The sequence below is a fragment of the Oligella sp. HMSC05A10 genome, assembly GCF_001808335.1.
Classification (GTDB): Bacteria; Pseudomonadota; Gammaproteobacteria; order Burkholderiales; family Burkholderiaceae_B; genus Oligella; species Oligella urethralis.
Window position 1 is genome coordinate 12,726 of sequence record NZ_KV792961.1, and the last position, 25,731, is coordinate 38,456.

At 46.7% G+C, this 25,731-nt stretch carries 23 protein-coding genes and 2 tRNA genes; 13 read left to right on the top strand and 12 right to left on the bottom strand.

What is annotated here, in order from left to right; translation table 11 throughout:
- Positions 1-34 precede the first annotated feature (34 nt).
- Entirely contained in the window at positions 35-544 is a 510-nt protein-coding gene (locus tag HMPREF3144_RS10560) for a MarR family winged helix-turn-helix transcriptional regulator (protein WP_246823962.1), read from the bottom strand.
- A 183-nt stretch (positions 545-727) separates the two neighbouring features.
- On the opposite strand from HMPREF3144_RS10560, the gene HMPREF3144_RS10565 reads away from it, so the two are divergent.
- On the top strand, positions 728-1,714 hold the full coding sequence (locus HMPREF3144_RS10565) for a quinone oxidoreductase family protein (protein ID WP_018025683.1): 987 nt from the start codon (positions 728-730) through the stop codon (positions 1,712-1,714).
- Between the two features lie 64 nt (positions 1,715-1,778).
- Here the strand turns inward: HMPREF3144_RS10565 and HMPREF3144_RS10570 are convergent, their stop codons facing one another.
- A complete protein-coding gene (locus HMPREF3144_RS10570) occupies positions 1,779-2,786 on the bottom strand; it encodes a class 1 fructose-bisphosphatase (protein ID WP_070477839.1) in 1,008 nt (335 codons plus the stop codon).
- Positions 2,787-2,810: 24 nt separating this feature from the next.
- Positions 2,811-5,528: an aminopeptidase N gene (gene pepN, locus HMPREF3144_RS10575; RefSeq protein WP_070477841.1), complete on the bottom strand. Its 2,718-nt coding sequence runs from the start codon at positions 5,526-5,528 to the stop codon at positions 2,811-2,813.
- A gap of 184 nt (positions 5,529-5,712) precedes the next feature.
- Between pepN and HMPREF3144_RS10580 the strand changes: the two genes are divergently transcribed.
- From HMPREF3144_RS10580 to HMPREF3144_RS10605, 6 genes are all read left to right on the top strand, one after another.
- On the top strand, positions 5,713-6,423 hold the full coding sequence (locus tag HMPREF3144_RS10580; RefSeq protein WP_070477843.1) for a DUF4136 domain-containing protein: 711 nt from the start codon (positions 5,713-5,715) through the stop codon (positions 6,421-6,423).
- Between the two features lie 140 nt (positions 6,424-6,563).
- Positions 6,564-8,015: a metalloprotease TldD gene (gene tldD / locus HMPREF3144_RS10585; RefSeq protein WP_048769316.1), complete on the top strand. Its 1,452-nt coding sequence runs from the start codon at positions 6,564-6,566 to the stop codon at positions 8,013-8,015.
- A 142-nt stretch (positions 8,016-8,157) separates the two neighbouring features.
- Positions 8,158-9,222 (top strand): 3-deoxy-7-phosphoheptulonate synthase AroG, encoded by a 1,065-nt coding sequence (gene aroG, locus HMPREF3144_RS10590; protein ID WP_036558450.1) that lies wholly within the window; start codon positions 8,158-8,160, stop codon positions 9,220-9,222.
- Between the two features lie 99 nt (positions 9,223-9,321).
- Positions 9,322-10,440, top strand: a complete 1,119-nt coding sequence (mnmA, locus tag HMPREF3144_RS10595; RefSeq protein WP_048769046.1) for a tRNA 2-thiouridine(34) synthase MnmA — start codon at positions 9,322-9,324, stop codon at positions 10,438-10,440.
- Between the two features lie 17 nt (positions 10,441-10,457).
- Positions 10,458-11,840, top strand: a complete 1,383-nt coding sequence (gene purB, locus HMPREF3144_RS10600) for an adenylosuccinate lyase (protein WP_018025690.1) — start codon at positions 10,458-10,460, stop codon at positions 11,838-11,840.
- A 170-nt stretch (positions 11,841-12,010) separates the two neighbouring features.
- The gene (locus tag HMPREF3144_RS10605) at positions 12,011-12,481 is read left to right on the top strand and encodes a c-type cytochrome (protein WP_083290448.1); all 471 of its coding nucleotides are present in this window, start codon (positions 12,011-12,013) and stop codon (positions 12,479-12,481) included.
- 55 nt (positions 12,482-12,536) lie between these two features.
- Here HMPREF3144_RS10605 and HMPREF3144_RS10610 read toward each other — a convergent pair whose 3' ends face one another.
- The gene (locus HMPREF3144_RS10610; protein WP_070477845.1) at positions 12,537-13,862 is read right to left on the bottom strand and encodes a short-chain fatty acid transporter; all 1,326 of its coding nucleotides are present in this window, start codon (positions 13,860-13,862) and stop codon (positions 12,537-12,539) included.
- Between the two features lie 212 nt (positions 13,863-14,074).
- Between HMPREF3144_RS10610 and HMPREF3144_RS10615 the strand changes: the two genes are divergently transcribed.
- The 5 genes from HMPREF3144_RS10615 (at position 14,075) to HMPREF3144_RS10635 (ending at position 18,055) form a co-directional block, all read left to right on the top strand.
- Positions 14,075-14,218: an entericidin A/B family lipoprotein gene (locus tag HMPREF3144_RS10615; RefSeq protein WP_036558439.1), complete on the top strand. Its 144-nt coding sequence runs from the start codon at positions 14,075-14,077 to the stop codon at positions 14,216-14,218.
- 158 nt (positions 14,219-14,376) lie between these two features.
- Entirely contained in the window at positions 14,377-15,267 is an 891-nt protein-coding gene (locus HMPREF3144_RS10620; RefSeq protein WP_070477847.1) for a phosphoribosylaminoimidazolesuccinocarboxamide synthase, read from the top strand.
- A gap of 21 nt (positions 15,268-15,288) precedes the next feature.
- A complete protein-coding gene (purE, locus tag HMPREF3144_RS10625; RefSeq protein WP_018025695.1) occupies positions 15,289-15,795 on the top strand; it encodes a 5-(carboxyamino)imidazole ribonucleotide mutase in 507 nt (168 codons plus the stop codon).
- A gap of 1 nt (position 15,796) precedes the next feature.
- Entirely contained in the window at positions 15,797-17,011 is a 1,215-nt protein-coding gene (locus tag HMPREF3144_RS10630) for a 5-(carboxyamino)imidazole ribonucleotide synthase (RefSeq protein WP_048769032.1), read from the top strand.
- A gap of 9 nt (positions 17,012-17,020) precedes the next feature.
- Complete coding sequence (locus HMPREF3144_RS10635; protein ID WP_048769029.1) at positions 17,021-18,055, top strand: L-threonylcarbamoyladenylate synthase; 1,035 nt, start codon at positions 17,021-17,023, stop codon at positions 18,053-18,055.
- On the opposite strand, the gene HMPREF3144_RS10640 is transcribed toward HMPREF3144_RS10635, so the two are convergent.
- Positions 18,052-19,824, bottom strand: a complete 1,773-nt coding sequence (locus HMPREF3144_RS10640; RefSeq protein WP_018025698.1) for an SLC13 family permease — start codon at positions 19,822-19,824, stop codon at positions 18,052-18,054. The genes HMPREF3144_RS10635 and HMPREF3144_RS10640 overlap by 4 nt on opposite strands.
- A 742-nt stretch (positions 19,825-20,566) precedes the next feature.
- Positions 20,567-20,640, bottom strand: a tRNA-Cys gene (locus HMPREF3144_RS10650).
- A gap of 146 nt (positions 20,641-20,786) precedes the next feature.
- On the opposite strand from HMPREF3144_RS10650, the gene HMPREF3144_RS10655 reads away from it, so the two are divergent.
- Positions 20,787-21,047 (top strand): hypothetical protein, encoded by a 261-nt coding sequence (locus HMPREF3144_RS10655; RefSeq protein ID WP_018025701.1) that lies wholly within the window; start codon positions 20,787-20,789, stop codon positions 21,045-21,047.
- A 137-nt stretch (positions 21,048-21,184) separates the two neighbouring features.
- Here the strand turns inward: HMPREF3144_RS10655 and HMPREF3144_RS10660 are convergent, their stop codons facing one another.
- From HMPREF3144_RS10660 to HMPREF3144_RS10685, 6 genes are all read right to left on the bottom strand, one after another.
- Positions 21,185-22,486 carry an NAD(P)/FAD-dependent oxidoreductase gene (locus tag HMPREF3144_RS10660; protein ID WP_083290449.1) on the bottom strand — a complete coding sequence of 434 codons (1,302 nt, stop codon included), beginning with the start codon at positions 22,484-22,486 and terminating at the stop codon, positions 21,185-21,187.
- Entirely contained in the window at positions 22,486-22,836 is a 351-nt protein-coding gene (locus tag HMPREF3144_RS10665) for a c-type cytochrome (protein ID WP_036558640.1), read from the bottom strand. The genes HMPREF3144_RS10660 and HMPREF3144_RS10665 overlap by 1 nt, the downstream gene beginning before the upstream one ends.
- Before the next feature lie 22 nt (positions 22,837-22,858).
- Positions 22,859-23,188: a thiosulfate oxidation carrier complex protein SoxZ gene (soxZ, locus tag HMPREF3144_RS10670; protein ID WP_052043592.1), complete on the bottom strand. Its 330-nt coding sequence runs from the start codon at positions 23,186-23,188 to the stop codon at positions 22,859-22,861.
- Between the two features lie 14 nt (positions 23,189-23,202).
- Positions 23,203-23,745, bottom strand: a complete 543-nt coding sequence (locus HMPREF3144_RS10675; RefSeq protein WP_036558638.1) for a thiosulfate oxidation carrier protein SoxY — start codon at positions 23,743-23,745, stop codon at positions 23,203-23,205.
- A gap of 99 nt (positions 23,746-23,844) precedes the next feature.
- Positions 23,845-25,173 carry an FAD-dependent oxidoreductase gene (locus HMPREF3144_RS10680; RefSeq protein ID WP_036558635.1) on the bottom strand — a complete coding sequence of 443 codons (1,329 nt, stop codon included), beginning with the start codon at positions 25,171-25,173 and terminating at the stop codon, positions 23,845-23,847.
- A gap of 306 nt (positions 25,174-25,479) precedes the next feature.
- Positions 25,480-25,555 (bottom strand) — tRNA-Gly (locus HMPREF3144_RS10685).
- Between the last annotated feature and the right edge of the window lie 176 nt (positions 25,556-25,731).

Sequence of the window (25,731 nt, forward strand, 5' to 3'; positions counted from 1 at the left end):
GCACTAGGCTCGTAACCGTCAGCTTGTCTGCAGCTTATTGCGATGGAGCCTTATCACATTCATCGGCAAAGATCACAGCAAACTCCGCCGGTGCATTATGCTTGAGGAGCTTTTTATTGAGTTTGCTAAATAGGGCAAATTCCTCGGCATCAAAACAGGCAAATACATGATTTAAAATATCCTCAATCACGGCCACGATTTCTGTGCGTAAATGGCGACTTTTGTCCGTTAAACTCAATTCCATCACGCGCTTATCCTTTTGTGAACGGGTGCGTGTAATCAGACCCTTGCACTCCAGGCGATCAAGTGTACGCGTCATGGCGCCCGTGTCCACACCAATCGCATCGGCTAATTGTGCCGCCGTATTGATCTTACCCTCACCCAACAGCAGAATAGGGCGCCACTGAGCCCCGGTCAAACCGAGCGCTAGTAGTCCCTCATCCAATTTCTCATTAATTGTCTTGTGTACAATGCGTAAAACATTGCCCGTGTTTTTATCCGCTGACGTAGGTGGGTTAATATCGAATTGTATGTGTTTCATCATGTCGTTGTGTTTTTGCTTAGCACTGTTTTTTTTAGCATGCTAGTATGTACTGATATTTTCCAATTAAAGTCAGTGTACACCGATTAAGCTGATTAGGCAGTGATAAGTCATATGAAGAGGATATTGTAACGGTTTTCAGGAAGATGATGACCTGATGAGGCCAATAGCATCGAGGAGATTTTTATGAGTACAAAAAGTAGCAAAATTCAAATTCAACATCATGGTGGCCCTTTCGTGATGGAGTGGGTAGATGTTGAAGTGGCAGCACCAGCGGCGAATGAAGTGCAAATTGAACAAAAAGCGGTTGGTTTAAATTTTATCGATATCTACTTCCGTACCGGACTTTACGATCATCCTTTACCTCATGGCTTGGGCTTTGAAGCAAGTGGTGTCGTGACAGCGGTGGGTAGTGAGGTGAGTCACTTAAAAGTCGGCGATCGCGTGGCCTATGGTCAAAGTCCTATCGGTGCTTATGCATTATTGCGCAATATGCCTGCCTTTCAAGTGGTTAAATTACCTGAGCAAATCTCCTTTGAGGAGGGTGCGGCGATTATGCTAAAGGGCTTAACCGCATGGTATTTATTACGACAGACCTATAGAGTACAGGCTGGAGAGACGATTTTGTTTCATGCCGCTGCCGGTGGGGTCGGTTTAATTGCAACCCAATGGGCTAAGGCCCTGGGTGTGAAGGTGATCGGTACCGCTTCAAGCGCCGAGAAAATTGCCTTAGCCAAAGCGCACGGTGCGTGGGAGATGATTAATTATCGTCAAGAGGATGTCGCAGCGCGAGTGTTAGAGCTCACGCAAGGTGATAAAGTACCCGTGGTCTATGATGGGGTGGGTAAGGATACCTTCGAAACCTCACTTAATTGCTTAAAACCACGTGGTTTATTAGTGAGCTTTGGTAATGCATCCGGTGCGGTGACTGGGGTTAATCTCGGCATTTTGGCAAGCAAGGGTTCCCTCTATGTGACGCGTCCAACCGTCGGTGCTTATGTGAATACTCGTGAGTTGATGCAGCAAGCGGCAGATGAGCTATTTGAGCAAGTGCTTGCGGGCAATATCAAGGTGCGTATCGATCAACGGGTACCTTTGGTGGATGTAGCAAAAGCGCATGAGGACTTAGCCGCAGGGCGCACCACTGGTTCAACCGTGTTGACCATTGATTAGTGCGCTTAGCCCATCATAATGAAGGCAGCTTAAACTGAGTTAAGCTGCCTTCATAAATCAAGCTTTAGGCGACATGCTCTTGATGATATTTTAAGACCAGTTCGACCTCGTTTTTAGAGCCCAAACACACGCTCACGCGTTGATGTAATTCGCTCGGTTGAATATCTAAAATACGTTGTGTGCAGTCGGTTGATAGACCACCGGCTTGCTCAATTAAAAAGCTCATAGGATTGGCCTCATACATCAGACGTAATTTACCCGCTTTTTGTGGCTCGCGCGCATCCCATGGGTACATAAAAATCCCACCACGCATTAGGATACGGTGCACATCCGCTACCATAGAAGCAACCCAGCGCATATTGAAGTTTTTCTCACGTGGACCGGTCGCACCGGCAAGGCAATCATCAATGTAATCACGCACCGGAGTTGCCCAATGGCGGTAATTCGACATATTAATAGCAAATTCCTGGGTCTCAGCGGGGATGGTAATTTGTTCTTGTGTCAGTAGCCATTGATCACTTGCTCTATCGTAGGTAAAGCCTACGACCCCCTGGCCAAGCGTCAGAATCAGAATGGTCTGTGGACCGTAAATGGCATAACCAGCAGCAACTTGTTGATGACCGGCTTGTAGAAAATCTGCTTCGCTCAGTTCTTGCGCATTGTTAGGTGATTTTAAAATAGAGAAAATTGTACCGATAGGGGCATTAATATCGATATTAGACGAACCGTCTAAGGGGTCAAAGAGTAATAAATAATTCCCCGTTTTAGGTGCCTCTTTAAGACTATAAAAAGTATCCATTTCCTCTGAGGCGACGCCGGCTAAAAAGCCATTGCGGCCACTTTCGGCTAATAAAATATCATTAGCAATCACATCCAGCTTTTTTTGCACCTCGCCTTGTACATTTTCTGAGCCTAGGGTGCCTAAGACACCGGCTAGTGCGCCTTTAGCCACTTTATTGCTGATGGTTTTGCAGGAGTTACTAACTGCCATCAGGAGTCCGTTGAGCTCCTCATTACTGTGGTTTTGGCTTTGTAAGCGGTTTAAATAATCTGATAAGCTTTGATTTGACATGGTTGGTCCTAAAAAATAAATGATTTAATCTGTATGCGTGAGATTTAAGGTTTTATGCACAATTTCACGTAAATTTTTAGAAATAGCGGGCTGAGCAGCAATTTGCTCCAAGGCATTTTTCATTAAGGACTGATAGGGTTCGGCATAATGGGTCCAATTATCCATTACCCGGGCTAGGCGCGCAGCAATTTCAGGGTTAAACTCATCAATTTGTAGTACCTGATCAGCCCAGAACAGATAGGATTTACCATCCGGACGATGGAAGCCTTTGATATTGTTTAAGCAGAATTGGAAAATCAGACTACGGGCGCGGTTCGGATTACTGAGATTGAATGCCGGGTGCGCCATCAGTCCCTGAATATCTTTTAACTCACTTTGTAGTGACGTAGCTTGCAGTGCAAACCACTTATCAATCACAAGGGCATTTTGTTGATAGGATTCGTAAAAGGTATTTAACGGCAAGCGATCGCTTGTGCTATCACCGTAATTGACGAGCGCTGACAGTGCAGCGAGGCGATCGGTCATATTGTCTGCCGTCTCAAACTGAGTCTCAGCCGCTTTTAGCGCAGCCTCATCCTGAATCGCTACTAACTGGCTTAGCGCAAGGTTTTTAAGACGACGATGTCCCGCTTCGATGGCATTGACCTTATAGGGGGTGTTGCTATTGAGTTCAACATAGCTATTCCACCATTGCTCTCGTAGTTGGTAGGCCAAGGCCTTTTGAAAAAGTTCATAAGCAGATGCTAGGCGTAGCGGATCTAGTGACTCAATTTGCTCCATCAGCATTTTAATACCGGGTAAGCTCAGTAGTACCGTACGATACGCGGCATCTAAGGCGGGATCCTGTAGGTTGCGGCGCCAAAGCGCTAGCACGTGTGGATTCAAGGGCAAGCTCGCTGCCTCATAGTCAGCTAAATTCGCTAACTCATATAAGCGCTTAATTTCAGCGGCGGCTATGCTTTGTGCTGTATACCAACGATTGTAGTGATCGCTATCATGTGCAGCAAGCAGCATTAACTCATCCTGCTGATAGGCATAATCAATGATGACAGGGGCCGAGAAGTTACGTAGTAAAGAGGGTACGGGCTTAGTCTCAACGCCTTCAAAGACAAACTCCTGGGAGGCCTCGCTTAAATGGAGCAGCACCTCCTCGTAATGACCTCCCTGATACTTAAAGGGGAGCGGCTTGCCTTCAGTATCCATCAATGCCACTTTAATCGGGATATGAAAGGGGAGTTTCTCAAACTCGAGGCTAAGCGTTTCTACACCTACCTTGGGGCAGCTTTGTTGCATACTGAGGCGGTAGCGTTTGGCGGCACTGTCATACTGTGTTTGTAGCGTGACCTTAGGTGTGCCGGCTTGTTGATACCAACGTCTAAATACGCTTAAATCAGCTGTTGCGTTGGCTTGTTGGTAGGCCCATTCCATCGCATCGACAAAATCATCGCAGGTCACTGCCTGACCATCGTGACGGCGGAAGTACTCCTTAATTCCCTGTTGGAATAGCTCCTCCCCCAAGATGGTATGAAGCATGCGGATAACCTCTGCACCTTTTTCATAAACGGTATGGGTGTAGAAATTGCTGATTTCCTCATAACTATTAGGGCGGATCGGGTGGGCCATCGGACCGGCATCCTCAGGAAACTGATATGTTTTTAACACCGTCACATCCTCAATGCGTTTAACCGCACGGGCTGTTTTGGCCGCTTCCTCAGTTAAGCCCATGCTCATCATATCGGCCGAGAACTCCTGATCTCTAAAGACTGTCAGCCCCTCTTTTAAGCTTAACTGAAACCAGTCACGACACGTGACACGGTTGCCGGTCCAGTTATGGAAGTACTCATGACCGATCACCGATTCAATGCCGGCATAGTTCGCATCGGTGGCGGTTTGTGGTTCAGCTAAGACATAGGCGGTATTGAAAATGTTTAAGCCCTTGTTCTCCATGGCGCCCATATTAAAATCACTGACCGCCACGATCATAAAACGATCGAGATCCAGACTTAAGTCAAAGCGTGTTTCATCCCAGCGGATGGATCGCTCTAAGCAGTCTAAAGCCCATTCGGTCTGTTGATAAGTGCCTTTATCGCTGTATATTTGTAATAACACCTCACGGCCGTCAGCCAGGGTGACTGTTTTTTCCCTTAAATCAAAATCGCCGGCCACTAGCGCAAAGAGATACGCGGGTTTTCTAAAGGGATCGTGCCAGATGGCCTCATGATAGCCATCGGCTAAATCCGATTGGCTAAGCAGATTGCCATTGGATAGTAAAATAGGATAATCTGCTTTAGGAGCACGTAAACTCACCTGAAACTCACTCATCACATCCGGTCGGTCAGGGTAAAAGGTGATGCGTCTAAAGCCCTCGGCCTCACATTGTGTATAAAAATAGCCACCCGACCGATATAAGCCCATCAAGGTTTTATTTTGCTCGGGTTGATTGCTGCAGCTGATTTGTAGCTCAAACTCGCCCACACAGTTGAAAATCCTTAAACCATCCTCATCTAAATGATAGTCATTTTCACTGAGTGGGATGCCGTTACGAGCGATGGCGATCAGCTCAAGCTCCTCGCCGTTTAACAACATATCCTGTGGGATATCCTGTTTGCTTTGCACCTGCATAACACTATGCACCAGTGTTTTTTCTGGTGCTAAATTGAACTCGAGACTGACTTTTTTAATTTCAAAGGGATAGGCTTGATAATCTTGACGATAGGTTGTGGTGGCTTGCTTTGTGCTCATAAGCTTAATCTATTGATGCTATAAATATAATCGTTAGGTACTTTGTACGGTATAGACTATTATAGGTGAATAGCAGAAGCGACAAAACAGCATAGAAAGTTTCTTCAGGTAAATTTCCTAAGGTTTTTTATCAATAGCAAATCCTATACAATGATTAGCAACTTTCTTATAGGTAACTAAGGCGATGAAAAGATTTAATTCACAAAGACCCCGGCGCGTGTTAGCACTTTTTGCGAGCGTGTTTTTAACGGCTTGTGCAGGCTCCAATACCTTTACCGTGCAGCAGGAGGTATTCCAGCAACTTGGCGGTGCCACGCCGGGGGCGAGTTATGCGCTTAAGCACAGTGATTCCCAGAATCTTGAGCGTAGTGCCTATGCTAATCTATTGCAGCAAAATATGCACCGTACAGGTCTATATCAAGCGACTTCTGCAGCCAAGGCCGATTATTTGGTGGATTTTAACTACAGCAGTGAGCGTCGTCAGCAGTTAGTGCGAGATTACGATCCCGATCCTTTTTTCTTTTATCCCTATATGGGCTTTGGTTATTGGCCTAGTAGCCATTTTTATGGCAGTATGATGTTCTATCCTAACTTCTACCACGGCTCTACGGTCCGCCAAGTAAATTATAATTACTACACCTTACAGGCCGTGATTAGCCGTCGCGCTGATGGTCAACCTGTTTATCAGTCAACGGTAGCCGCTAGCAGTCAAGCGTCCTTAGTGCAGGTGATGCCTTATCTAATGGCAGCGGTGTTTGACGGTTATCCTGGGCAAAGCGCAGGTGTGCGTGAGATTGTCTTTGATCTAGATGCACCGGGCGGTGGTTTGGGTGCGGCAGCTGAATTCAATACGCTTAAGCCCAAAGGCTCGCCGTCTCAGACTGCGCCCAAGTAAGTGTTTAATTGCGGTCTTTAGTTTTTTGCTCCATCGCAAAGCATTAGTACAAAAATTTATTCGAGTTAATGAGTTAAATCTACATGAGTTTACAGTCCCTAGTTAAAAATCAAGCGTCGCCGTTAGCGACACCCTTAGTCATGCCCGAGCCTGAGAGTGCCATGCTGATTGCCAAGTCCTTGCTATTAGACCCATGGGGCATTGATGAAGGCCATTTGGAAAGTGCCATGGCGGAGATGTTTAGCCATCAGGTGGATTATGCCGATCTTTATTTTCAGCATAGTAGCAGTGAGGGCTGGTCCCTAGAGGAGGGGATTGTCAAGTCAGGCTCTTTTACCATTGATCAGGGCGTGGGCGTGCGTGCGGTCGTAGATGAAAAAACCGCCTTCGCTTATTCTGATAAGCTCTCGCCCGAGGCGTTATTAGAGGCAGCGGCAACCGTTAAAACCATTGCTGATCATGGTTCCCGTGAACGTGCCGTGCAGGTTAAAACCAAGCAATCTGTCGCGCATCAGCTGTATGGCGTAGACAATCCGTTGGACTCCATGAGCGCTGAAGCTAAGGTTGCACTACTGGAAAAGGTAGAGCGTCAGGCACGTGCCCGTGACCCCCGAGTGATTCAAGTGATGGCGAGTCTCAGCGCAGTGCGTGATGTGGTGCTCATCGCCGGTAGTGATGGTCGTTTGGTGGCCGATGTGCGTCCGCTGGTGCGTTTAAATGTCAATGTCGTGGTTGAGCAAAATGGTAGGCGTGAAAGTGCGGCTGCTGGGGGCGGCGGGCGTTTTGGTTTAAACTACTTTACGGATGCACTGATTGATGAGTATGTTAATCGTGCGGTTGATGATGCTTTACTTAATCTCGAAGCCCGTCCTGCACCCGCTGGTCAGATGACGGTGGTATTAGGTCCAGGCTGGCCTGGTATTTTATTACATGAGGCAGTGGGGCATGGTTTAGAGGGTGACTTTAACCGTAAGGGCTCTAGCGTATTCTCTGGTCGTATTGGGGAGCAGGTTGCCTCCAAGGGGGTCACCGTGATTGATGACGGCACCATGAGCGATCGTCGTGGCTCTTTAAATATTGATGATGAGGGTAATCCTACCCAGCACAATGTATTAATTGAAGACGGTATTTTACGTGGCTATATGCAGGATACGCTCAACGCCCGTCTGATGAAAACCTCAGTCACTGGTAATGGTCGCCGAGAATCCTATGCGCATTTGCCGATGCCACGCATGACCAATACCTATATGTTGGCTGGCGACAAGGACCCTGAGGAAATCATTGCCTCTGTAAAAGACGGTATTTATGCGGTAAATTTTGGCGGTGGTCAGGTGGATATTACCAGTGGTAAATTCGTGTTTTCCGCCTCCGTTGCCTATCGAATTGAAGACGGTAAGGTAACTTACCCCGTCAAGGGGGCGACTCTCATCGGTAGTGGCATTGAGGCCATGAATCAAGTGTCAATGATCGGTAACGATTTACAGCTGGATTCTGGGGTAGGTACATGTGGTAAGGATGGTCAGAGTGTGCCGGTTGGTGTTGGCATGCCGAGCATCCGGATTGACGGTTTAACTGTCGGCGGTACCGCCTAATCGATTGTTTCATCAATGATTAATTGCTGAATTATTAATAAAAAATGTAGCGAGATTAGGCATTTTTCATTTTGTTGCAATACAATATATCTAAGCTTAAATAAGCATATAGATTTAAATTCATAGATTTGGAGTGATATAGGTGTCATACAATACAGATGATTTACGCATTGATGAGATCCGTGAATTAACGCCTCCCTCACATCTGATGAGGGAGTTTCCATGTACACCGGATATTGCTGGTGTGGTGCATGAGTCACGCCAAGCGATTCATAATATTCTTCACGATCAGGATGATCGTTTAGTGGTGGTGGTTGGTCCATGCTCTATTCACGATCCTAAGGCAGCCTTGGAATATGCCGATTTGCTTAAGGTTGCGCGTGATAAGTACGCCGGTGAACTAGAAGTGGTGATGCGTGTTTATTTTGAAAAACCACGTACCACGGTTGGTTGGAAGGGCTTGATTAATGACCCTGATTTGGACGCCAGTTTTAATATTAACAAGGGATTACGCATTGGGCGCCAGTTATTGCTTGATATTAACGCCAAGGGTTTACCAGCCGGTTGTGAGTTTTTAGATATGATCAGCCCGCAGTATATGGCTGACTTGGTGTCATGGGGTGCCATCGGTGCGCGTACCACCGAGAGTCAGGTGCACCGTGAGCTGTCTTCTGGGCTATCCTGTCCAGTTGGCTTTAAAAACGGTACCGACGGTAATGTCAAAATCGCCGTTGATGCGGTGCAGGCCGCTTCGCGCCCACATAGCTTCTTATCCGTGACCAAAGGCGGTCACTCAGCCATTGTCAGAACGCGTGGCAATGATGACTGCCATATTATTTTACGTGGTGGTAATGACGGCCCGAATTACAGCGCAGCGCATATTCAGGCAGCCTCAGAGGTGATTGAAAAGGCCGGTCTAAAGCCTAAAATCATGATTGATGCGAGCCATGCGAATAGCTCTAAAAAGCCTGAAAATCAGCCTATTGTGATGGATGACGTGGCGCAGCAGTTAGAAGCGGGCGATCAGCGCATTTGTGGCGTGATGATTGAAAGTCACCTGGTTGCAGGACGTCAGGATCAGGTTGAGGGTAAGCCGCTCGTTTATGGTCAGAGTATTACCGATGGTTGTATTGATTGGGAGACGACTGAGCGGGTGCTCGCTCGTTTGGCCGAAGCAGTCAAAGTTCGTCGTCAAAAAGCGGCTTAATGCGCGCTTAAAATCTACATAAGGCTTGCAGTTTATGCAAAAATGGCTAAGTGAAATTCGCATCACTTAGCCATTTCCTATTATTTTTAGATATTATCCATGAGTAATTCCCCAACACTTTCCAACGGCAAACGCGTTGTTATCGGTATGTCGGGCGGTGTAGACTCCTCCGTCAGTGCTTGGTTGCTTAAGCAGCAGGGCTATGAGGTGATCGGTCTTTTTATGAAAAACTGGGAAGACGACGATACCGATGAGTATTGCTCCAGCCGTCAGGATCTATTGGACGCCGTGAGTGTCGCTGATCTTTTAGGTATTGAGATCGAGGCGGTTAATTTTGCGGCGGAGTATAAGGATCGGGTGTTCTCTGAGTTTCTACGAGAGTACTCAGCAGGTCGTACGCCGAATCCAGATGTGCTGTGCAATGCCGAAATTAAGTTTAAGGCATTCTTAGATCATGCCATGACTTTAGGCGCTGATCATATTGCCACCGGTCACTATGCACGGGTGCGTCAGGTAGAGGGCGAGCATGGCACCGAGTTTCAGTTATTAAAGGGTGTTGATCCGAGCAAGGATCAAAGCTATTTCTTGCATCGTTTGAACCAGGCGCAATTAAGTAAGACGCTCTTTCCGCTAGGTGAAATTCATAAAAGCGATGTGCGTAGAATTGCTGCTGAGCTGCAGTTACCGAACGCGAGCAAAAAGGACTCCACCGGTATTTGTTTTATTGGCGAGCGTCCTTTTAGAGAGTTTCTTAATCGCTACTTACCAACAAAACCCGGACCGATGGTCACCGATAGTGGTGAGGTGATCGGTGAGCATATGGGCTTATCGTTTTATACCTTAGGTCAACGCAAGGGCTTGGGTATTGGTGGTCTGAAAAATTATCAAAGCGAGGATGGCACCGCGCCAGCTTGGTTCGTGGCTAAAAAAGACTTGTCATCCAATACGCTCTATGTGGTAAATGGTCACGATCATCCATGGCTTTTAAGCAAAGAAGTGGTGGCGGAGGATGTTAGCTGGATCGCAGGACAGGCACCGGCGGCGGGTAATTACGCCGCTAAGACCCGCTATCGACAAGCGGATGCGCCTTGCTCCCTAGAAGTGACAACGACGGGTATGAGTTTACGCTTTCCTGAGCCTCAGTGGGCAGTCACCCCGGGGCAGTCGGTGGTATTGTACGATGGGGATATTTGCTTAGGCGGCGGTATTATTTATTAACTATTATTTTTAAGATTATGAAAATTGCGGATCAATTAACAACACTAAACGCTTTATCACCAATTGACGGTCGTTACGCTACGCGCGCTGACGCTTTACGTCCTTTTCTCTCTGAGGCTGGTTTTATGGCTCATCGGGTCGAGGTTGAAGTGGCTTGGCTCAAGGCCTTAGCCGAAGCTGGTTTACCTGAGTTACCCGCCTTTGATGCCGAAGCAGTTGCAGTATTGGACGGTTTAGTCAGTGATTTCTCTGAGGACTGTGCTGTCCGTATTAAGGAAATTGAAAAAACCACTAACCACGATGTGAAGGCCGTAGAATATTTTCTTAAGGAAAAAGTGGCTGATCATCAGCGCTTAGCGGCAGCCGCAGAGTTTATTCACTTTGCCTGCACCTCCGAAGATATTAACAACACGTCCCACGCCTTGATGTTAGTGCGTGTAAGGGATCAGGTGCTATTGCCTAAGCTAAAAGAAGTGCTAGCTCAGATGGTGGCTTTTTCCCATGATTTAGCCGATCAGCCGATGCTTTCCCGTACCCATGGTCAACCTGCTAGCCCCACCACCATGGGTAAGGAGTTTGCTAACTTTGCGGCGCGTTTACAGCGTGCTATTGCGCAGATTGAGCAGGTGGAACCCTTAGCCAAATTAAATGGTGCAACGGGTAACTATAATGCTCACTTAAGCGCTTATCCTGAGGTAGATTGGCCAGCCTTAAGTAAAAAGGTTTTAACTGGCTTAGGTCTGACACAAAATGAATACACCATTCAGATTGAGCCACATGATTGGATGGCGCAGCTTTTTGATGCCATTGCTCGTGCTAATACCATCCTGATCGACTTTAACCGTGATATTTGGTCTTATATTTCCTTAGGTTTCTTTAAGCAGCGCCTAAAAGAGGGCGAGGTGGGTTCTTCTACCATGCCACATAAAGTCAACCCGATTGATTTTGAAAACTCAGAGGGTAATTTAGGCCTTGCTAATGCCGTATTTCGTCATCTCTCTGAAAAATTACCGATTTCACGTTGGCAGCGTGACCTAACCGACTCTACGGTGTTAAGAAACTTAGGGGTGGGTTTAGGTTATTGCATGGTGGCTTGGGATTCTTGCCTTAAGGGTATGGGCAAGTTGCAGCTTAATGCCCAGGTAATTGACGAGGATTTAGACCAGTGTTGGGAGATCCTTGCAGAGCCGGTGCAGACCGTGATGCGTCGTTATGGCTTACCACAACCTTATGAGCAGTTGAAGGCTCTAACACGCGGTCAAGGCATTACTGAAGCTGCCTTAAGCGAGTTTATCCATGGTTTAGATTTGCCTGAGGCGCCAAAGCAGTATTTATTAGCTTTAACACCGCGCAGCTATATCGGGCATGCCGCTAAACTAGCAAAAGCCTTTAAGGGTTGATTGAAATAATTTGCAATATTCTAAAACAGTAGTTACTTGTTCTTTAGTTAAAGCTTACTTATAATTGACAAGTCAATGAGGTACCGATGGGATTTTTCGCTCGGTACCAAGTTGATAATTTTGTTTTTTGATGTTGCGCACCTATTGCTACATTGATTTTAGGGGAATAGATGATGAAAAAATTATTAAGTGCTGCCATCGTGGCAAGCTGTGCTTTTGCAAGCACCGCGGCTTTAGCAGTTACACCGGCTAAGGACCATTTTGAGTCAACCGATGATGCCGTTGAGTATCGTCAAGCGGCTTTTAAGCTAATCGGTGATGTATTTGGTGCTCGTTTAGGTGGCGTAGCGCGTGGTGATATTGAGTACGATGCTGATGCAGTCAAGGCTAATGCTCAAGTATTATCAACGCTTATCAATATGCCGTGGGTTGGTTTTGCGGATGGCCGTGAGGGTGGTAAAGCCTCGGATAAGATTTGGTCTAACAAAGACGATTTTAATAAAAAGGCTCAAGCCTCGATTGATGCCGTTGCTGAGCTTGAAAAAGCCGCAGAAAGCGGTGATTTAGCTAAGTTCAAGCAAGCCTTTGCGGGCGTAGGTCAGTCCTGTAAGTCCTGTCACGACAGCTATCGTGAGAAGTAGGATTGAGATTGAAATAAAAACGGGCGGCTAGATGCCGCCCGTTAAGCTTTCTGGATTAGAAAACAAAGTAGAGTACGCCGCTAATAATCAGCCCTGACACAATGAGGGTAAAGAGGCAGAAACCCATAATATCACGTGCTTTTAGACCGGCAATCGCTAGTGCTGGTAAGGCCCAAAATGGCTGAATCATATTGGTCCAGGCATCGCCCCAAGCAATACTCATGGCCATTTTAGCCTGCTCGATATTGGCGCCCATGGCATTCATCTGATTAACCGCTTCAATCATCACCGGCGCTTGTACCGCCCATTGACCACCGCCACTTGGAATAAAGAAATTAACCAAGCCGGCACTGAGGAAAGACAGTACATAGAAGGTTTTTTCTGAGGCCACGCTGACAAAGGCATTGGTAATATTTGCTGCCAAACCGGACTGTACCATCATCGCCATAATCGCCGCATAAAAAGGGAACTGAATTAAAATAGGTCCCACCGCGCGCACGGAATCATCTACCGCATTGATGAAATTACGTGGGGTACCATGCAGCACGATGCCTGCAAAGAAGAAGATAAAGTTAATAATATTTAGGTTTAAACTACCGCCTTTAACAAAGTAACTGATGATATAAATCCAGCCTAAGACGCCGATGATCAGGTTTAAAAGACGGCTATGCTCGAGGCGCTCAGCCGGTGTCATTTGCACTGGTTTAGACTCAGGCGCTGCTTCCTCTAACAGCTTAGGATCGATAATGACACGCTCCTCCTTGGACGGGTGCATCAATAGGCAAAGAATCGGAATGCAAATTAATAGTGCCACGCAAATAATCAGATTGCCCGTAGAAAAAAGTGTCTCACTGATTGGAATCACACCAATTTGTGCTTCGTAAGGGTGCTTGGCGGTGGCAATGCTCAACGGAATGGAACCTGCAATACCGCCGTGCCAAATCACAAAGCCACTATAGGCACTGGCAATTAATAAGCGATAGTCAGTGTCATTACGTTGTCTAGCAACCTCTTTAGCAATGAGCGCGCCTAAGACTAAACCAAAGCCCCAGTTAATCCAGCAAGCGAGCGCAGTTAAAAAGGCGACCATCATAATGGCCATGCCGGCTGATTTAGGTGCTTTTGCTAAGGATATTAAAATACGTTTAAAAAATGGGCTTTTAGCCATCACCGAGCCACACAATAACACCATGGTCATTTGTACCGTAAAGGCCATTAAACCCCAAAAGCCATTACCGAAATAATCCACTACATTGAGCGGTGCTTGATTGGTAAAAGCACTTAAAACAAAAACAACTAATGACAAAAGAATGACGAAAATATAAGCGTCAGGTAAATAGCGTTCCATCAAACGTGTTGAGAGACGTGTTAAAAATCGCATGATATATTCCTCCTTGGCGTGATTTTTACGAGCCTATTTTGTCACAAAGACTTTAGTTTTTAAAGAAAAATAACATAATTAGGGTGTTTGCTTAGAATTTGACACCTTTTATTGGTAGAGGAAAAGGGCGTAACGCTTTAAAATGAAACTATCTTAGCTATTAATTAGTGGCTGAGATTACCATAAAAAGTTTTTTAAATTAAGGGGTTCTTATGAAACTAAGTAAATTAACACGCATGTTTGTATTAGCCTTAGGTTTAGCTGGCGCAGTGTTCGCTACGGGTTGTAATACAGTACACGGTGCGGGTGAAGACATTGAGGCCGGTGGCGAAGCAATTCAAAGAGCTGCTAAGTAATTAGCCACCAGCACAAGCTATCCGCAGACGGATAGCTTCCCATACCGGTGCCACAGTCATCTGTCGCACCGGTTTTTTGCGTCTAGCCTTTAGCTAAGGCACTCCTATGTTAAAATTAATCTTTTAATAATTTGATAGTTAAATCAAAGGATAGTGTTTTGGCGACTGCAATTTATCAATCTACCATCCAATCATTGCCGCTGGTTGCACGCGGTAAAGTGCGTGATATGTATGCGGTGGGTGAGGATCACTTTTTAATTGTTGCAACGGACCGTATTTCAGCCTTCGATGTGATCCTGGATGATCCCATTCCGGGTAAGGGGCAGGTGCTCACAGAGATGACGAATTTCTGGCTTAAAAAGCTAGCGCATATTGTGCCTAACCATAGTTCCGATATGCGGCTCGAGGATGTGCTATCCGGCGAGGAGCTGGCACAGGCGCAGGGTCGCTCAGTGATTGTTAAGCGCTTGCAACCGATTTTAGTTGAGGCTGTCGCACGTGGCTATATTATTGGATCTGGCTGGAAGGACTATCGCAGCACGGGTGAGATTTGTGGGGTTAAGTTACCACGTGGTTTACAATTAGCTGAAAAGCTTGAGCAACCGATTTTTACCCCAGCGGCCAAGGCTGAGGTGGGCGATCATGATATTAATGTCGACTTTAATCACGTGGTGGCCGAAGTCGGACAGGAAATGGCCGAAGAGATTCGTGATGTTACCCTAAAGCTATACACAACAGCGGCAGAATACGCTGAGACTAAGGGTGTGGTGATTGCTGACACCAAGTTTGAATTTGGTTTGGATAAAGCGGGTCGCCTACACTTGATGGATGAGGTGCTGACGCCAGACTCCTCTCGTTTTTGGCCAGCAAACCGTACTCAAAAGGGGGTGAATCCACCTTCCTACGATAAGCAGTTTGTGCGCGATTGGTTAGAGCAGCAAGATTGGGATAAGACCCCACCGGCACCGCGTCTGCCGCAAGAAGTGATTGAGAAAACCGCCGCCAAATACCGTGAAGCCTTAGTGATTTTAACTGGTCAAAGTGTTTAATTATTAAGTGAAGGATTTTATATGAGCTCTGCCAAAGAGGATGTAAAAGTCGCAGTGATTATGGGTTCCTCCAGTGACTGGGAGGTGATGCGTCATGCGGTTGAACTGTTGGAGCAGTTTGAGGTACCGCATGAGGCCAAGGTTATCTCAGCGCATCGTATGCCCTTAGATATGGTGGCTTTTGCCGAGACGGCCTATGAGCGTGGTCTGCGTTGTATTATTGCTGGTGCCGGTGGGGCAGCGCATCTACCCGGTATGGTGGCAGCCATGACAGAGGTGCCGGTCTTTGGTGTGCCTGTACCATCACGTTATCTGCGTGGTGAGGATTCCTTACATTCCATCGTACAGATGCCAAAGGGGGTGCCGGTCGCCACCTTTGCCATTGGTGAAGCCGGTGCGGCCAATGCTGCTTTACATGCTATTGCTAATTTAGCCATGACGGATGCCGCCTTGCGCGAAAGGCTCAAAGCTTATCGCTCCACTCAAACGCAAAAGGCACGTGCCATGACACTGCCACCGGAGGCGTAGTATGTCACAGCCTCCAGCCTATCATGAGAAAATCCATCCGGGCGAGTATTTAGGCATGTTGGGTGACGGTCAGTTAGGTCGTATGTTTTGCCATGCCGCTCAGGCCATGGGCTATAAGGTGATTGCCCTAGGTCAAGAGGCAGACGGTCCCACAGGACAAATTGCCGAACAGCATATTAGCGCAGATTATGAAAGCTTGGATGCGCTACAGCAAATGGCTGACGCCGTGCGTGCTGTCACCACGGAATTTGAAAATGTCCCTGCGCAATCCTTAAAGCAGTTGTCCTATACCGTGCGCACGACACCCGCAGCTTCAGCAGTAGCGGTGATACAAGACCGTATTTCTGAAAAATCCTTTATTCGTGCTACCGGTGTGCCAGTGGCTGAGCATGCTGCCATTCGTCAGCTTGAGGATTTGGATCGTGTTAAGGCAGCACTTTTCCCAGGTATTTTAAAAGCAGCGCGTTTAGGCTATGACGGCAAAGGCCAAGCGATTGTTAATAATCTCGCAGAAGCGAAGCAGGCATTTAAGGACCTCGGTGAGGTTGAGTGCGTACTTGAGGCGAAATTACCTTTAGCCTATGAGTTATCGGTGGTGCTAGCGCGTAACTTAGAGGATGACATCGTCACTTACCCAGTGGGGGTAAATCATCATATTAATGGGATTCTTTCCAGCACCACGGTGTATCCTGGTCTAGTCCCTGAGGAGCTCGCTGCCCAAGCCATTGATTATGCCAAGGCATTAGCTTCAAATTTAAACTATTTTGGCGTGATGTGTGTCGAGTTTTTTGTGCTCGATGCCGCTAAGCTGAGTCCCGACCATCCTACGCTAGTGGTTAATGAAATTGCTCCACGCCCGCATAATAGCGGTCACTACACAATGAATGCTACTTCCTGTTCACAATTTGAACAGCAAGTGCGGGTGATGGCGGGTATGCCATTAGGCGATACCCGTTTATTGCAACCGACCATTATGCTGAATATTTTGGGTGATAGTTGGTTTGTGGCGGATGAGGCGCAGGCTCAGGAGCCAGATTGGGCTGCTGTGTTATCCTTGGCAGGTGTGTCATTACATCTTTATGGTAAGGCCGAGCCGCGTCCTGGACGCAAAATGGGTCACGTTAATATTATTCATGCTGATATTGACACCTTGTATGAAACTGCTCAAAAAGTCAGTGATATTTTGCATTTGGGTGCAGAGCTAAGTAGAAACTAGTGTATCTTCATGTTGATCCATTCAATTCAAGCGGCCGCTGAGCGCTTAAACCAAGGTGACTTAGTTGCCTTTCCCACTGAGACAGTATTTGGTTTAGGCGCTGACGCTGAAAATCCACAGGCCGTTGCAAAAATCTATCAAATCAAGGAGCGACCAAGTAACCATCCAGTGATTGTGCACTTGGCGCCGGAAGCGGATTTGTCCTATTGGGCAAAGCAGATTCCTCATGAGGCGGAATTACTGATTAAGGCCTTTTGGCCTGGTCCCTTAACCTTGATTTTAGAGCGCGCTGAGCATATTCCTGCCGCTGTGAGTGGTGGTCAAAAGAGCGTGGGTTTACGTTGTCCTTCCCATCCAACGGCGCAAGCCTTATTGCGAGAGTTTGCCAGACAAAGGCCTAATGGGCAGGGTGGGGTGGCCGCACCGTCGGCTAATAAATTTGGTCAGGTTTCACCCACACAGTATCAGCACGTGCTCGCTGAGTTTGCGCGTGAGGTAGAACAGGGTGAGCTTTGGGTGTTAGCGGGTGAGGATGCTGAGGTCGGGATTGAGTCGACCATTGTGGATCTGTCGCGTATTGCTGAGGGCGTACCAGCAACCTTATTAAGACCGGGCCATATTAGCAGGCGTCAATTGGCTGAGGTTTTGGGCTATGAGCCGCGTAGTAAAGATGAGAATGCGCCGCAGGTCTCGGGTAGTCTTAAAGCACATTACGCACCTAAAACCCTGTTGCAATGGTTACCTCGCTCAGAGGCTACTATTATTCAAGTCATTAACCATATTCCTAGAGCCGAGGCTAAGCAGGTCAAAGCCACTTGGGCCGTGTTGGTGTTTGAGCCTGCGCACTTTCCTGCGCATCCTGGCGTGGATTATATTCAGATGCCGCTGGACGCAGCGCAATATGCTAAGCGTTTATATCGATTGTTGCGGGAGTTGGATCAGCAAGGCTATGCGCGTATTGCTGTACAGCCGTTGCCGGAGGATCAAAGTTGGGAGGCCGTCAACGATCGCTTACAACGAGCCGCTGCGGCCTTTGAAGATTAATTATAAAATGGCCAGAAGATTGGGATAAAGAACACGCCCAGTCCCCAGAAAATCAAGTTCAGCGGCATCCCCACTTTAAAGAAGTCAGTAAATTTATAGCCGCCTGCACCATAGACCATGGTGTTGGTTTGATAGCCAATCGGGGTAATAAAACTGGTGGAGGCGGAGAAGGTAATGGCAATTAAAAACGGCGTCGGATCGGTGCCCAGGAGCTTAGCCGTGGACATAGCCAATGGGGTTAATAGCACTGCTGCAGCCGAATTACTCATCATCTCTGCCATTAATAAGGCTAGTAAATACAAGATGGCCAACATCACATGCGGCCCGAAGTCCTGGAAATAGCCTAAGCTATTAGAAATAATAAATTCCGCTGCACCGGTTTGATTCATCGCCACACCGAGCGGCATCAAGCCAGCCATTAATATCACAATAGGCCAGTTAGTCTGTGTATACACCTCATCCGCTCGAATACTCTTAGTGAGCGTTAGCAATAGGGCGCCAATTAAGGAGCTGATCGCAATTGGAATCCAGCCAATGGCCGCAACCAAAATCACCCCAGCCACAATCGCTAAGGAGATAGGACCTTTCCAACGCTTATTGGTAGGGGCATGATTTTGTGAGAGAATAATGACGCTTTTGTCACGCCGCAGCGCTGGTAAGTCGTCCTCGGGGATAGCCATCATAATAATATCCCCCACCTGAAGCCGTACCCTATCTAATTTATTACGAATAATACTACCGCGACGTTGAATCCCTAAAATTAAGGTGTTATACGTCCACGTACGATTAAACAGCACGAGCCGTCTACCAGCAGCTGATGAGGTTGGTCCAATCATCACCTCCGTCATCATCCATTTAGCATCTTCAGGCACTTTCTTACCGTATTGGAGCTGATTATTGACCTTGAGCTTTTTGTCCTCCGTCAGCTTTAAGATGTCGGACCAGCGCCCACGCACTAATAAAATATCACCCTCATCTAGTTTGGAAGAACGTGGTGAGCTGATGATCTCCCCATTGCGTCTGGCTTCAATTAAATAAATCTTATAATCTTGGACAATGTCTTCATCGGCAAAAGAGCTATCTACTAAGGGCGAGTCCTCGGTGATGTAAAGCTCTGTCACATAGTGCCCGAACTCATAGAGGTTATCTAATTCTGAGCTTTTCACATCTGGCAGTAGCTTACGACCAAGGGTGATTAAATAAAAACAGCCAGCGATAAAACAGATCAGTCCCAGTGGTAGGAACTCAAACATGCCAAAGCCACGGTAGCCCTCCTCCTTGGCGACCGAGTTTACAACTAAGTTGGTCGAGGTACCGATAAGCGTCATCACGCCAGCCATTTGTGCCACAAAGGATAGCGGGATGAGGGTTTTGGAGGGAGAAATGCCGATTTTTAAACTGGCGCTAATCACAATTGGAATCAGTACCGCAACCACCGCCGTGTTATTAACAAATGGTGCGACGATGCCTAAGACGAGAAACAGTAATAGGTAAAAGCCAAGTGGCGACTTAACCCGACTAAAAAGCTTATCAAGAAAGTCTAAGGCTCCTGTGTCTTCAAGTGCCGCAGCCAAGATAAACATGGCAGCAATGGTAATGGTTGCCTCATTACTAAAACCAGCGAGGGCTTGCGTGGGCGTGATGAGTCCAAAGACGACCAAACTACCCAACACTAACATACCAATGCCATCAAAGCGCATTTTTTCAGTGATAAACAGCACCATGGCAACGAGGGTGATTGCAATTACAAGAAAAATCTCAAGGGTCATAAACTTCTCACGCGCCTTGTGCAGGCATGATGATTGATAAGCAGTATGTCGTTGTTGAAAACTATAGTTTGACTAAAAAAGCCACCGAATTCAATAAAGAAATGCCGGTGGCTTGATTTGTCCTGTCCTAAGTGACAGGGAATGGTCTATTTAGAATACGAATAAATAAAGCAAGATAATAACGAAGATGGGTACACCCATCAACCATAAAATAATACCTTTCATGATAATCTCCTGTTCCTAGTTGATAATGACAATTGCTTTGATAAGCAAAAATGACTTAAAACTAAGCCCTTCCAAGCTTATAAACTTTAACTTCTAACTATTGTTTACAGCTTCATAGTAACAAGGCAATCGAGCCCGTGGATTGATATTTAGTAAGTGTTTGCAAAACAGGCGTAAGAGAAGTAAGGAAGTGTAAGTAGGGGGTGTACGAAAAAGGTGTAATCACATCACATGGTAGAGGGTAATGCCCCAGCACGTTCTGCTTTCGGCCTGTGTTAAGAATGGGGTAGCTTCGCTATGTTTATTAACTTGTTTCCTGACACTGAGTGCGCAAAGCTAGATCCTTTTTACGACCTAAATTCGACCGAAGAAGAAAGAGAAATGTACTTAGAGGCATCGAAACGTGTGCGAGTCTATGAACGGGTTGCCGTTCTTTTGATCATCGCTTTTTTGCTTGCTCTGTGGTTTTTGGATGATTTGATTCAGACAGCTTTTGAAAGCTACTGAAAGGAAGCGGTGGAGGCGCGAAGCGGAATCGAACCGCTCTAGATGGATTTGCAATCCACTGCATAACCACTTTGCTATCGCGCCAACCTAAGCAGTAAATGATAGCACAACTAGTAAATAATGCAAGCTTAAAATCGTTTTTGCGAGAATAAACTCTCAGCTATAAGGCCATTGCAAGAAAAAATAGTTGTAGTAAAATCAATCAGTGATTTTAATGTCGGAGAGAAGCGGTGAAGTTTTTCAGCACAGTGGCTAGGTTTGTCTTAGTAGGTACCTTGGTAAGTTTAGCAGCTTGTGGTAGCAAGCAGACACCCACCTATGGTGGCAGCGCTGCGCCTAAAGCAGATAACCGTTGTCTATTATCACCAAGTAGTTGCCGTAAGGCTCCACCCCGTTATGAACGTGGTGAGCGCGCTTATGCAGAACAGGCAGCGGCTGATTTGAATCGTCAGCAGGCGGCGCGATTAAAGGCTGCAGGCTGGTTCCGTTAGTCTCCATCTTCGGCGGCTCACAGTCCATGTGAACAGTCGCCCCACAAATGACACTAAGCCTTATTTAGATTATTCTAAATAAGGCTTAATACTTTCCCAGCTCACCATCGGAGAGAGTGATCTAAATGGCGTACAGTCTAGGCGAATTTCGTGCCCCAGATATCATAGCAAATCGCTTCATACCAATTCGCACCGTAGTCGGCTTCACGCTTTCTAAAGTCAGCATCACCATCCATTGGGCTAACACCACCCGAACGCTCAACCATTTTACCGTCAACCGCTGTATAGGCACCAGCCACAGAAATCCCGTAATCCGGTGCGATTAAACTGTAGCAGGTATTCGCATAGTGAGCTGGCGTTGCTTCCTTGCCAGCCAGATCTGCCACAATAGCAGCAGCGGCCACTTTAGCTTGTGTATTGGCAGAAAAGCCTGATTTAGGCATTGGTGCGGCAATGGTTGCGTCACCCACCACATAAATCCCTGGTATTAAGGTAGATTCAAAGGTATTAGGATTAATCGGTGCCCACAGGCTCTCATTAGTTACGCCTGCTTGTTGAGCGATTAAGCCGGCTTGCTGTGGTGGAATCACATTTAACACATCGGCCTTAATCACATCACCAAACTCAGTTTCAGCCACTAGCGCCTTAGCATCGATACGAGTCACCTTACCACCTAAGGATAGGGGTATGCGTTCGATAATATCAGCATAAAATGTATTCCAACCCTGTTCAAACAAAGCCTGTTTGGAGAAGTTTTCCTGTGCGTCGAGGATAATTAATTTGGCCTTGGGCTTATGGTGCTTTAAATAATGGGCCACCATACTGGCCCTTTCATATGGACCAGGCGGGCAGCGGAAAGGGGCTTCTGGTACTACCATGACGAAGTTTCCATCGTCCGGCATCGCCTCTAACTGCTTTTTTAAAAGTACCGTTTGTGCACCCGCTTTCCAAGCATGTGGCGCTCGTTCGGCGGCAGCTTCATCATAGCCTTCAAGCGCATTCCAACGGAAATCAATCCCAGGGGATAATAGCAAGCGATCATAGGAAATGTCATTGTCGCTTTGGAGGCGTACGGTCTTTTTATCCGCATCAATCACCGTCACATAATCATGAATCACATCAATGCCGAAAGCTTTTAAATGATCGTAACTATGCGCAATTTGTTCCATACTTCTCAGTCCGCCTAAGACCAAATTGCTGAAAGGGCAGGTGTAGAAGGTTTTGGAAGGCTCGATTAAGGTGACTTTAATGCTTGGATTAAAGCGCTTCACATAGCGTGCGGCAGTTGCGCCACCAAAACCACCGCCGACAATAACCACATGAGCGGAGGCATTAGCGGCAATGGCTGGAAAAGCGCTAATCGCCGCACCGGCCGCACTAAACTGGGCTACTTGACTAAGCCATTGACGGCGAGATAAATTAACTTTTTTGCTCATCATTACTGTGCCACCTTCATCTTAGCAACTGCCTCAGCAATTGCTTTTAGTTCATCTTCATTAAAAGCACCTATTAACCGATTCATAATGGTGGTGTTAGGTGGAAGCGTTTCTTGTTGAAAAGCCACCAATAACTGGTAGTTTGTTTCAGCAGAATGATTAAAAATATTAGGGATCGCCATGCGTTCAGTTGAGGCTTGCGTGCCATTGGCATGATGGCAGTTTAAACAGCTATGGGCTAAAGCGGTGGCATCAAAGAGTGGCGCTTCAGCGTGGTCTTGAGCATGGGCTTGGCTGAGTCCAGCCACCGCCGTCAGCAAAAAGGCAGCGAGCTTGAGGGAGGAGAATTTCATAGATAAACCTTTAAGGAATAAATCAACTAAGCGTAATGTCAGTTTCGCTGGTGATTATCTGCTGCTCATCATCTTCCCAGCGCATGACGAGTTTGCCGGAATTTTTGGCAACAAAGGTAAATTCAAGGAAGGGGTTTTGTGCAATCGCTGTTTCCGGCTCCCATTCCAATAATAATTCACCATTAAAGGTGGCCGTAAACTTATTAACAATATTGCGCGGAATGGCTTTGCCCTCGCTATTTAGCCTAAGGCCCGTTTCCATGCGGTGCACAATGACTGCCCGTACACGCACCATTTCCCCCTTGGCGGGCGCGGCATTACTGAGCCAAATTCGTGGCTTTTTTTCTATCATCAGGCTCTCCTAAATTACATGCCGCAGGCGCCGGCAACGACCGTCACATAACGTCTGGCGCTCAGTATACGACCGTCATTCATGCGTGCTAAAGCACGGATATATTGCGCATCAATCAGGCGTGTTCTAAAGCTCACTTCCGTGGTGCCTGCGAGTGGTGTAAATTTGAAACGACAAGCAAGTGGAATCGGGTTACCCTCGGTAATAAAGATCAGCTCTTCACAATAATTGCTTTCACTCATCTCCTCATCTAACACGGCTTTTATCGGGATACTGGAGGGGTTGCTCGCTAGAGGGTCCATGATCATACGTAAACCCTCGTCGATCACTTCTTTGTCGCCGACAAAGTTGTCAATTAATGCTTGCACCTCGGCCATCGAGGCACCTTGCAACGCCTCCTCTTGAGCGACAGGGGCAGGTGCCGAGCCGCTTTGAGCCTGGGCAGTTCGTGTTAATAAGCTTAAACCTGAGATAATCCCGCCGCTATAAAGCGCGGTGCCCAAGGCCGTCATTGATAGTATGCGTAAAAACTCACGTCTTTCGTGTTTTCTGGCCATGAATAAAAACCTTGATACTTGTCTGGGTGAGTAAGTGCACAGCCCTAGTAGTAAAGAAGGGCAGTGCAACTTATAAGATGGCGTAGAAAAAAATTGGACTTATAAGAAGTCGTCGAACTTGCTTTTAATCCACTTAAAGTCTTCTTCTACAAAGTCAGGGGTTCTGACATCCATATCGATTTGAGTTTGAATCACCTTGCCGCTAGCATCTAATTCATATTCAAAGATAACGGCAATTGCTTCACGTGGCTCCGCATTAACCAGCATATAGCAGAGGTTATCGGGTAGCACCGGTACGACCTCTTGACCTTTAACGCGTTCATAGATGTTTTGTGCCACAATCTTGGCCAGCGCATTTGCTACGTGACCGCTTTTAGGATAGTAGCCGAATTGATCAGAGATAAAGCCGACAGAGTCTCCAATCACATAGACGTCCTCATCGCTATTTGCGGTAAATAAGCGTGGATGCGTATCGGCCCAATCACCGAGTTTACCGTCTTTGTCTTTAACGATTAAATCAGCGTACCAAACCATATCAGAGGCCTGATGTGGTGGCATTAATACCGCATCATCAAAAGTAAACTCACCGGCGGCGGTGACGATTTTCTTATTATATGGATCCACTTCTTTAACCACGGCATTCGGCACGTGCTGAATAATATCCGGATAAAGCTCTTCGAAAGCCATTTTGTAGCCCTCGGTAATCGGTGCGATCACTGGCTTAGGATCTAAGATAATAATCTTGGCGGGGATATTATGCTTTTTAAAGTACCACGCCATTAAGCAGGCACGCTCGTAGGGCGATGGTGGGCAGCGGTGTGGTGGTGGCGGTAAAGTCATGACAATGGTGCCACCTTTAAAGTTTTTGACCTTTTCCTTCAGCGTCAACATCTCCTGGTTGGGGATGTAGGCGTTAGGGAAGTGTTTGCGGGTAAATTCGGCAGCCTCTCTGTCTTCGCCGAACCAAGCTTCGTAATTATTGCGAATACCACCAGCTAAAATTAGGTAGTCGTAATCAATGGCGCCTCTGGCTGTGCGGACAATTTTCTTGTCGCGTTCAAAACCAGTCACCTCAACATTGATAAGTGTGTAATCGTATTTATTGGCGACGCCAATCATATCGTGATTAACAAAATCAGTATTAACCACATCAATTAGCCACTTGTTGCTCATGGGACCGGACCAGAAGGTCGGGTTTTTCTCTAAGAGAATCACATCAGCTTCAGGTAGCTTCTGCTTTAGATAGCGTGCCGCGGTCAAACCACCCCAACCACCACCGCAAATTACGATGCGTGGACCCTTGCCACGGCGTGCTAATAGGGTCGAGTTGCTGTGAATGGCTAAGGGAGCCGCAATGGCTTTATTAGGTAAAACAAGGGAGCCTAGCGCCAAAGCAGGCGGTGTCAGTAAAAAACTTCTTCTTTTCATGATAAGTGCCTCGAGTCATAACATGACATACGGGTAAAAAGCAGGAGCTCGGCTATCAAGGCCGAACCAGGTTAATTATAAAGTATCCTCTTTAAGAGTCAAGAATGCCTTTATAGATAGGCATTATATCTTTTTTTTGCATTTTTTATAAGCGTCTTGGAACTTATCCATTGTCACTCGTGGTCATGAGGATGTGATGCTTAGTGTGATGAGCAGGGCAGGGAGGTAAAATGCCAATACCACAAAGCAATGATCAGGCGTAGGCAGAAAAGCAAAAACCCGGTCAAGTGACCGGGTTTTTAAATCTGGAGCGGGAAACGAGTCTCGAACTCGCGACCTCAACCTTGGCAAGGTTGCGCTCTACCAACTGAGCTATTCCCGCATTTGTTTTAATCGTTTTGCTAATCAGTGATTAGTAAAGATTAAAATTATATATGGTGTTTTTAAGCTTGTCAACAGCTTTTTTAGTTTGTTGTAAAAAATTTACTTAAAAACTTTTTTTGTGACTTGATTACTACAAAAAGCCTAAAACATCATCGAAGCGACTTTGAATTAGTC

What these genes read in the sequence shown, in the direction of transcription:
- HMPREF3144_RS10560 (WP_246823962.1), bottom strand. Translation starts at nt 544, where the DNA reads ATGATGAAACACATACAATTCGATATTAACCCACCTACGTCAGCGGAT.
- HMPREF3144_RS10565 (WP_018025683.1), top strand. Translation starts at nt 728, where the DNA reads ATGAGTACAAAAAGTAGCAAAATTCAAATTCAACATCATGGTGGCCCT.
- HMPREF3144_RS10570 (WP_070477839.1), bottom strand. Translation starts at nt 2,786, where the DNA reads ATGTCAAATCAAAGCTTATCAGATTATTTAAACCGCTTACAAAGCCAA.
- pepN (WP_070477841.1), bottom strand. Translation starts at nt 5,528, where the DNA reads ATGAGCACAAAGCAAGCCACCACAACCTATCGTCAAGATTATCAAGCC.
- HMPREF3144_RS10580 (WP_070477843.1), top strand. Translation starts at nt 5,713, where the DNA reads ATGAAAAGATTTAATTCACAAAGACCCCGGCGCGTGTTAGCACTTTTT.
- tldD (WP_048769316.1), top strand. Translation starts at nt 6,564, where the DNA reads ATGCCCGAGCCTGAGAGTGCCATGCTGATTGCCAAGTCCTTGCTATTA.
- mnmA (WP_048769046.1), top strand. Translation starts at nt 9,322, where the DNA reads ATGAGTAATTCCCCAACACTTTCCAACGGCAAACGCGTTGTTATCGGT.
- purB (WP_018025690.1), top strand. Translation starts at nt 10,458, where the DNA reads ATGAAAATTGCGGATCAATTAACAACACTAAACGCTTTATCACCAATT.
- HMPREF3144_RS10605 (WP_083290448.1), top strand. Translation starts at nt 12,011, where the DNA reads ATGATGAAAAAATTATTAAGTGCTGCCATCGTGGCAAGCTGTGCTTTT.
- HMPREF3144_RS10610 (WP_070477845.1), bottom strand. Translation starts at nt 13,862, where the DNA reads ATGCGATTTTTAACACGTCTCTCAACACGTTTGATGGAACGCTATTTA.
- HMPREF3144_RS10615 (WP_036558439.1), top strand. Translation starts at nt 14,075, where the DNA reads ATGAAACTAAGTAAATTAACACGCATGTTTGTATTAGCCTTAGGTTTA.
- purE (WP_018025695.1), top strand. Translation starts at nt 15,289, where the DNA reads ATGAGCTCTGCCAAAGAGGATGTAAAAGTCGCAGTGATTATGGGTTCC.
- HMPREF3144_RS10630 (WP_048769032.1), top strand. Translation starts at nt 15,797, where the DNA reads ATGTCACAGCCTCCAGCCTATCATGAGAAAATCCATCCGGGCGAGTAT.
- HMPREF3144_RS10635 (WP_048769029.1), top strand. Translation starts at nt 17,021, where the DNA reads ATGTTGATCCATTCAATTCAAGCGGCCGCTGAGCGCTTAAACCAAGGT.
- HMPREF3144_RS10640 (WP_018025698.1), bottom strand. Translation starts at nt 19,824, where the DNA reads ATGACCCTTGAGATTTTTCTTGTAATTGCAATCACCCTCGTTGCCATG.
- HMPREF3144_RS10660 (WP_083290449.1), bottom strand. Translation starts at nt 22,486, where the DNA reads ATGATGAGCAAAAAAGTTAATTTATCTCGCCGTCAATGGCTTAGTCAA.
- HMPREF3144_RS10665 (WP_036558640.1), bottom strand. Translation starts at nt 22,836, where the DNA reads ATGAAATTCTCCTCCCTCAAGCTCGCTGCCTTTTTGCTGACGGCGGTG.
- soxZ (WP_052043592.1), bottom strand. Translation starts at nt 23,188, where the DNA reads ATGATAGAAAAAAAGCCACGAATTTGGCTCAGTAATGCCGCGCCCGCC.
- HMPREF3144_RS10675 (WP_036558638.1), bottom strand. Translation starts at nt 23,745, where the DNA reads ATGGCCAGAAAACACGAAAGACGTGAGTTTTTACGCATACTATCAATG.
- HMPREF3144_RS10680 (WP_036558635.1), bottom strand. Translation starts at nt 25,173, where the DNA reads ATGAAAAGAAGAAGTTTTTTACTGACACCGCCTGCTTTGGCGCTAGGC.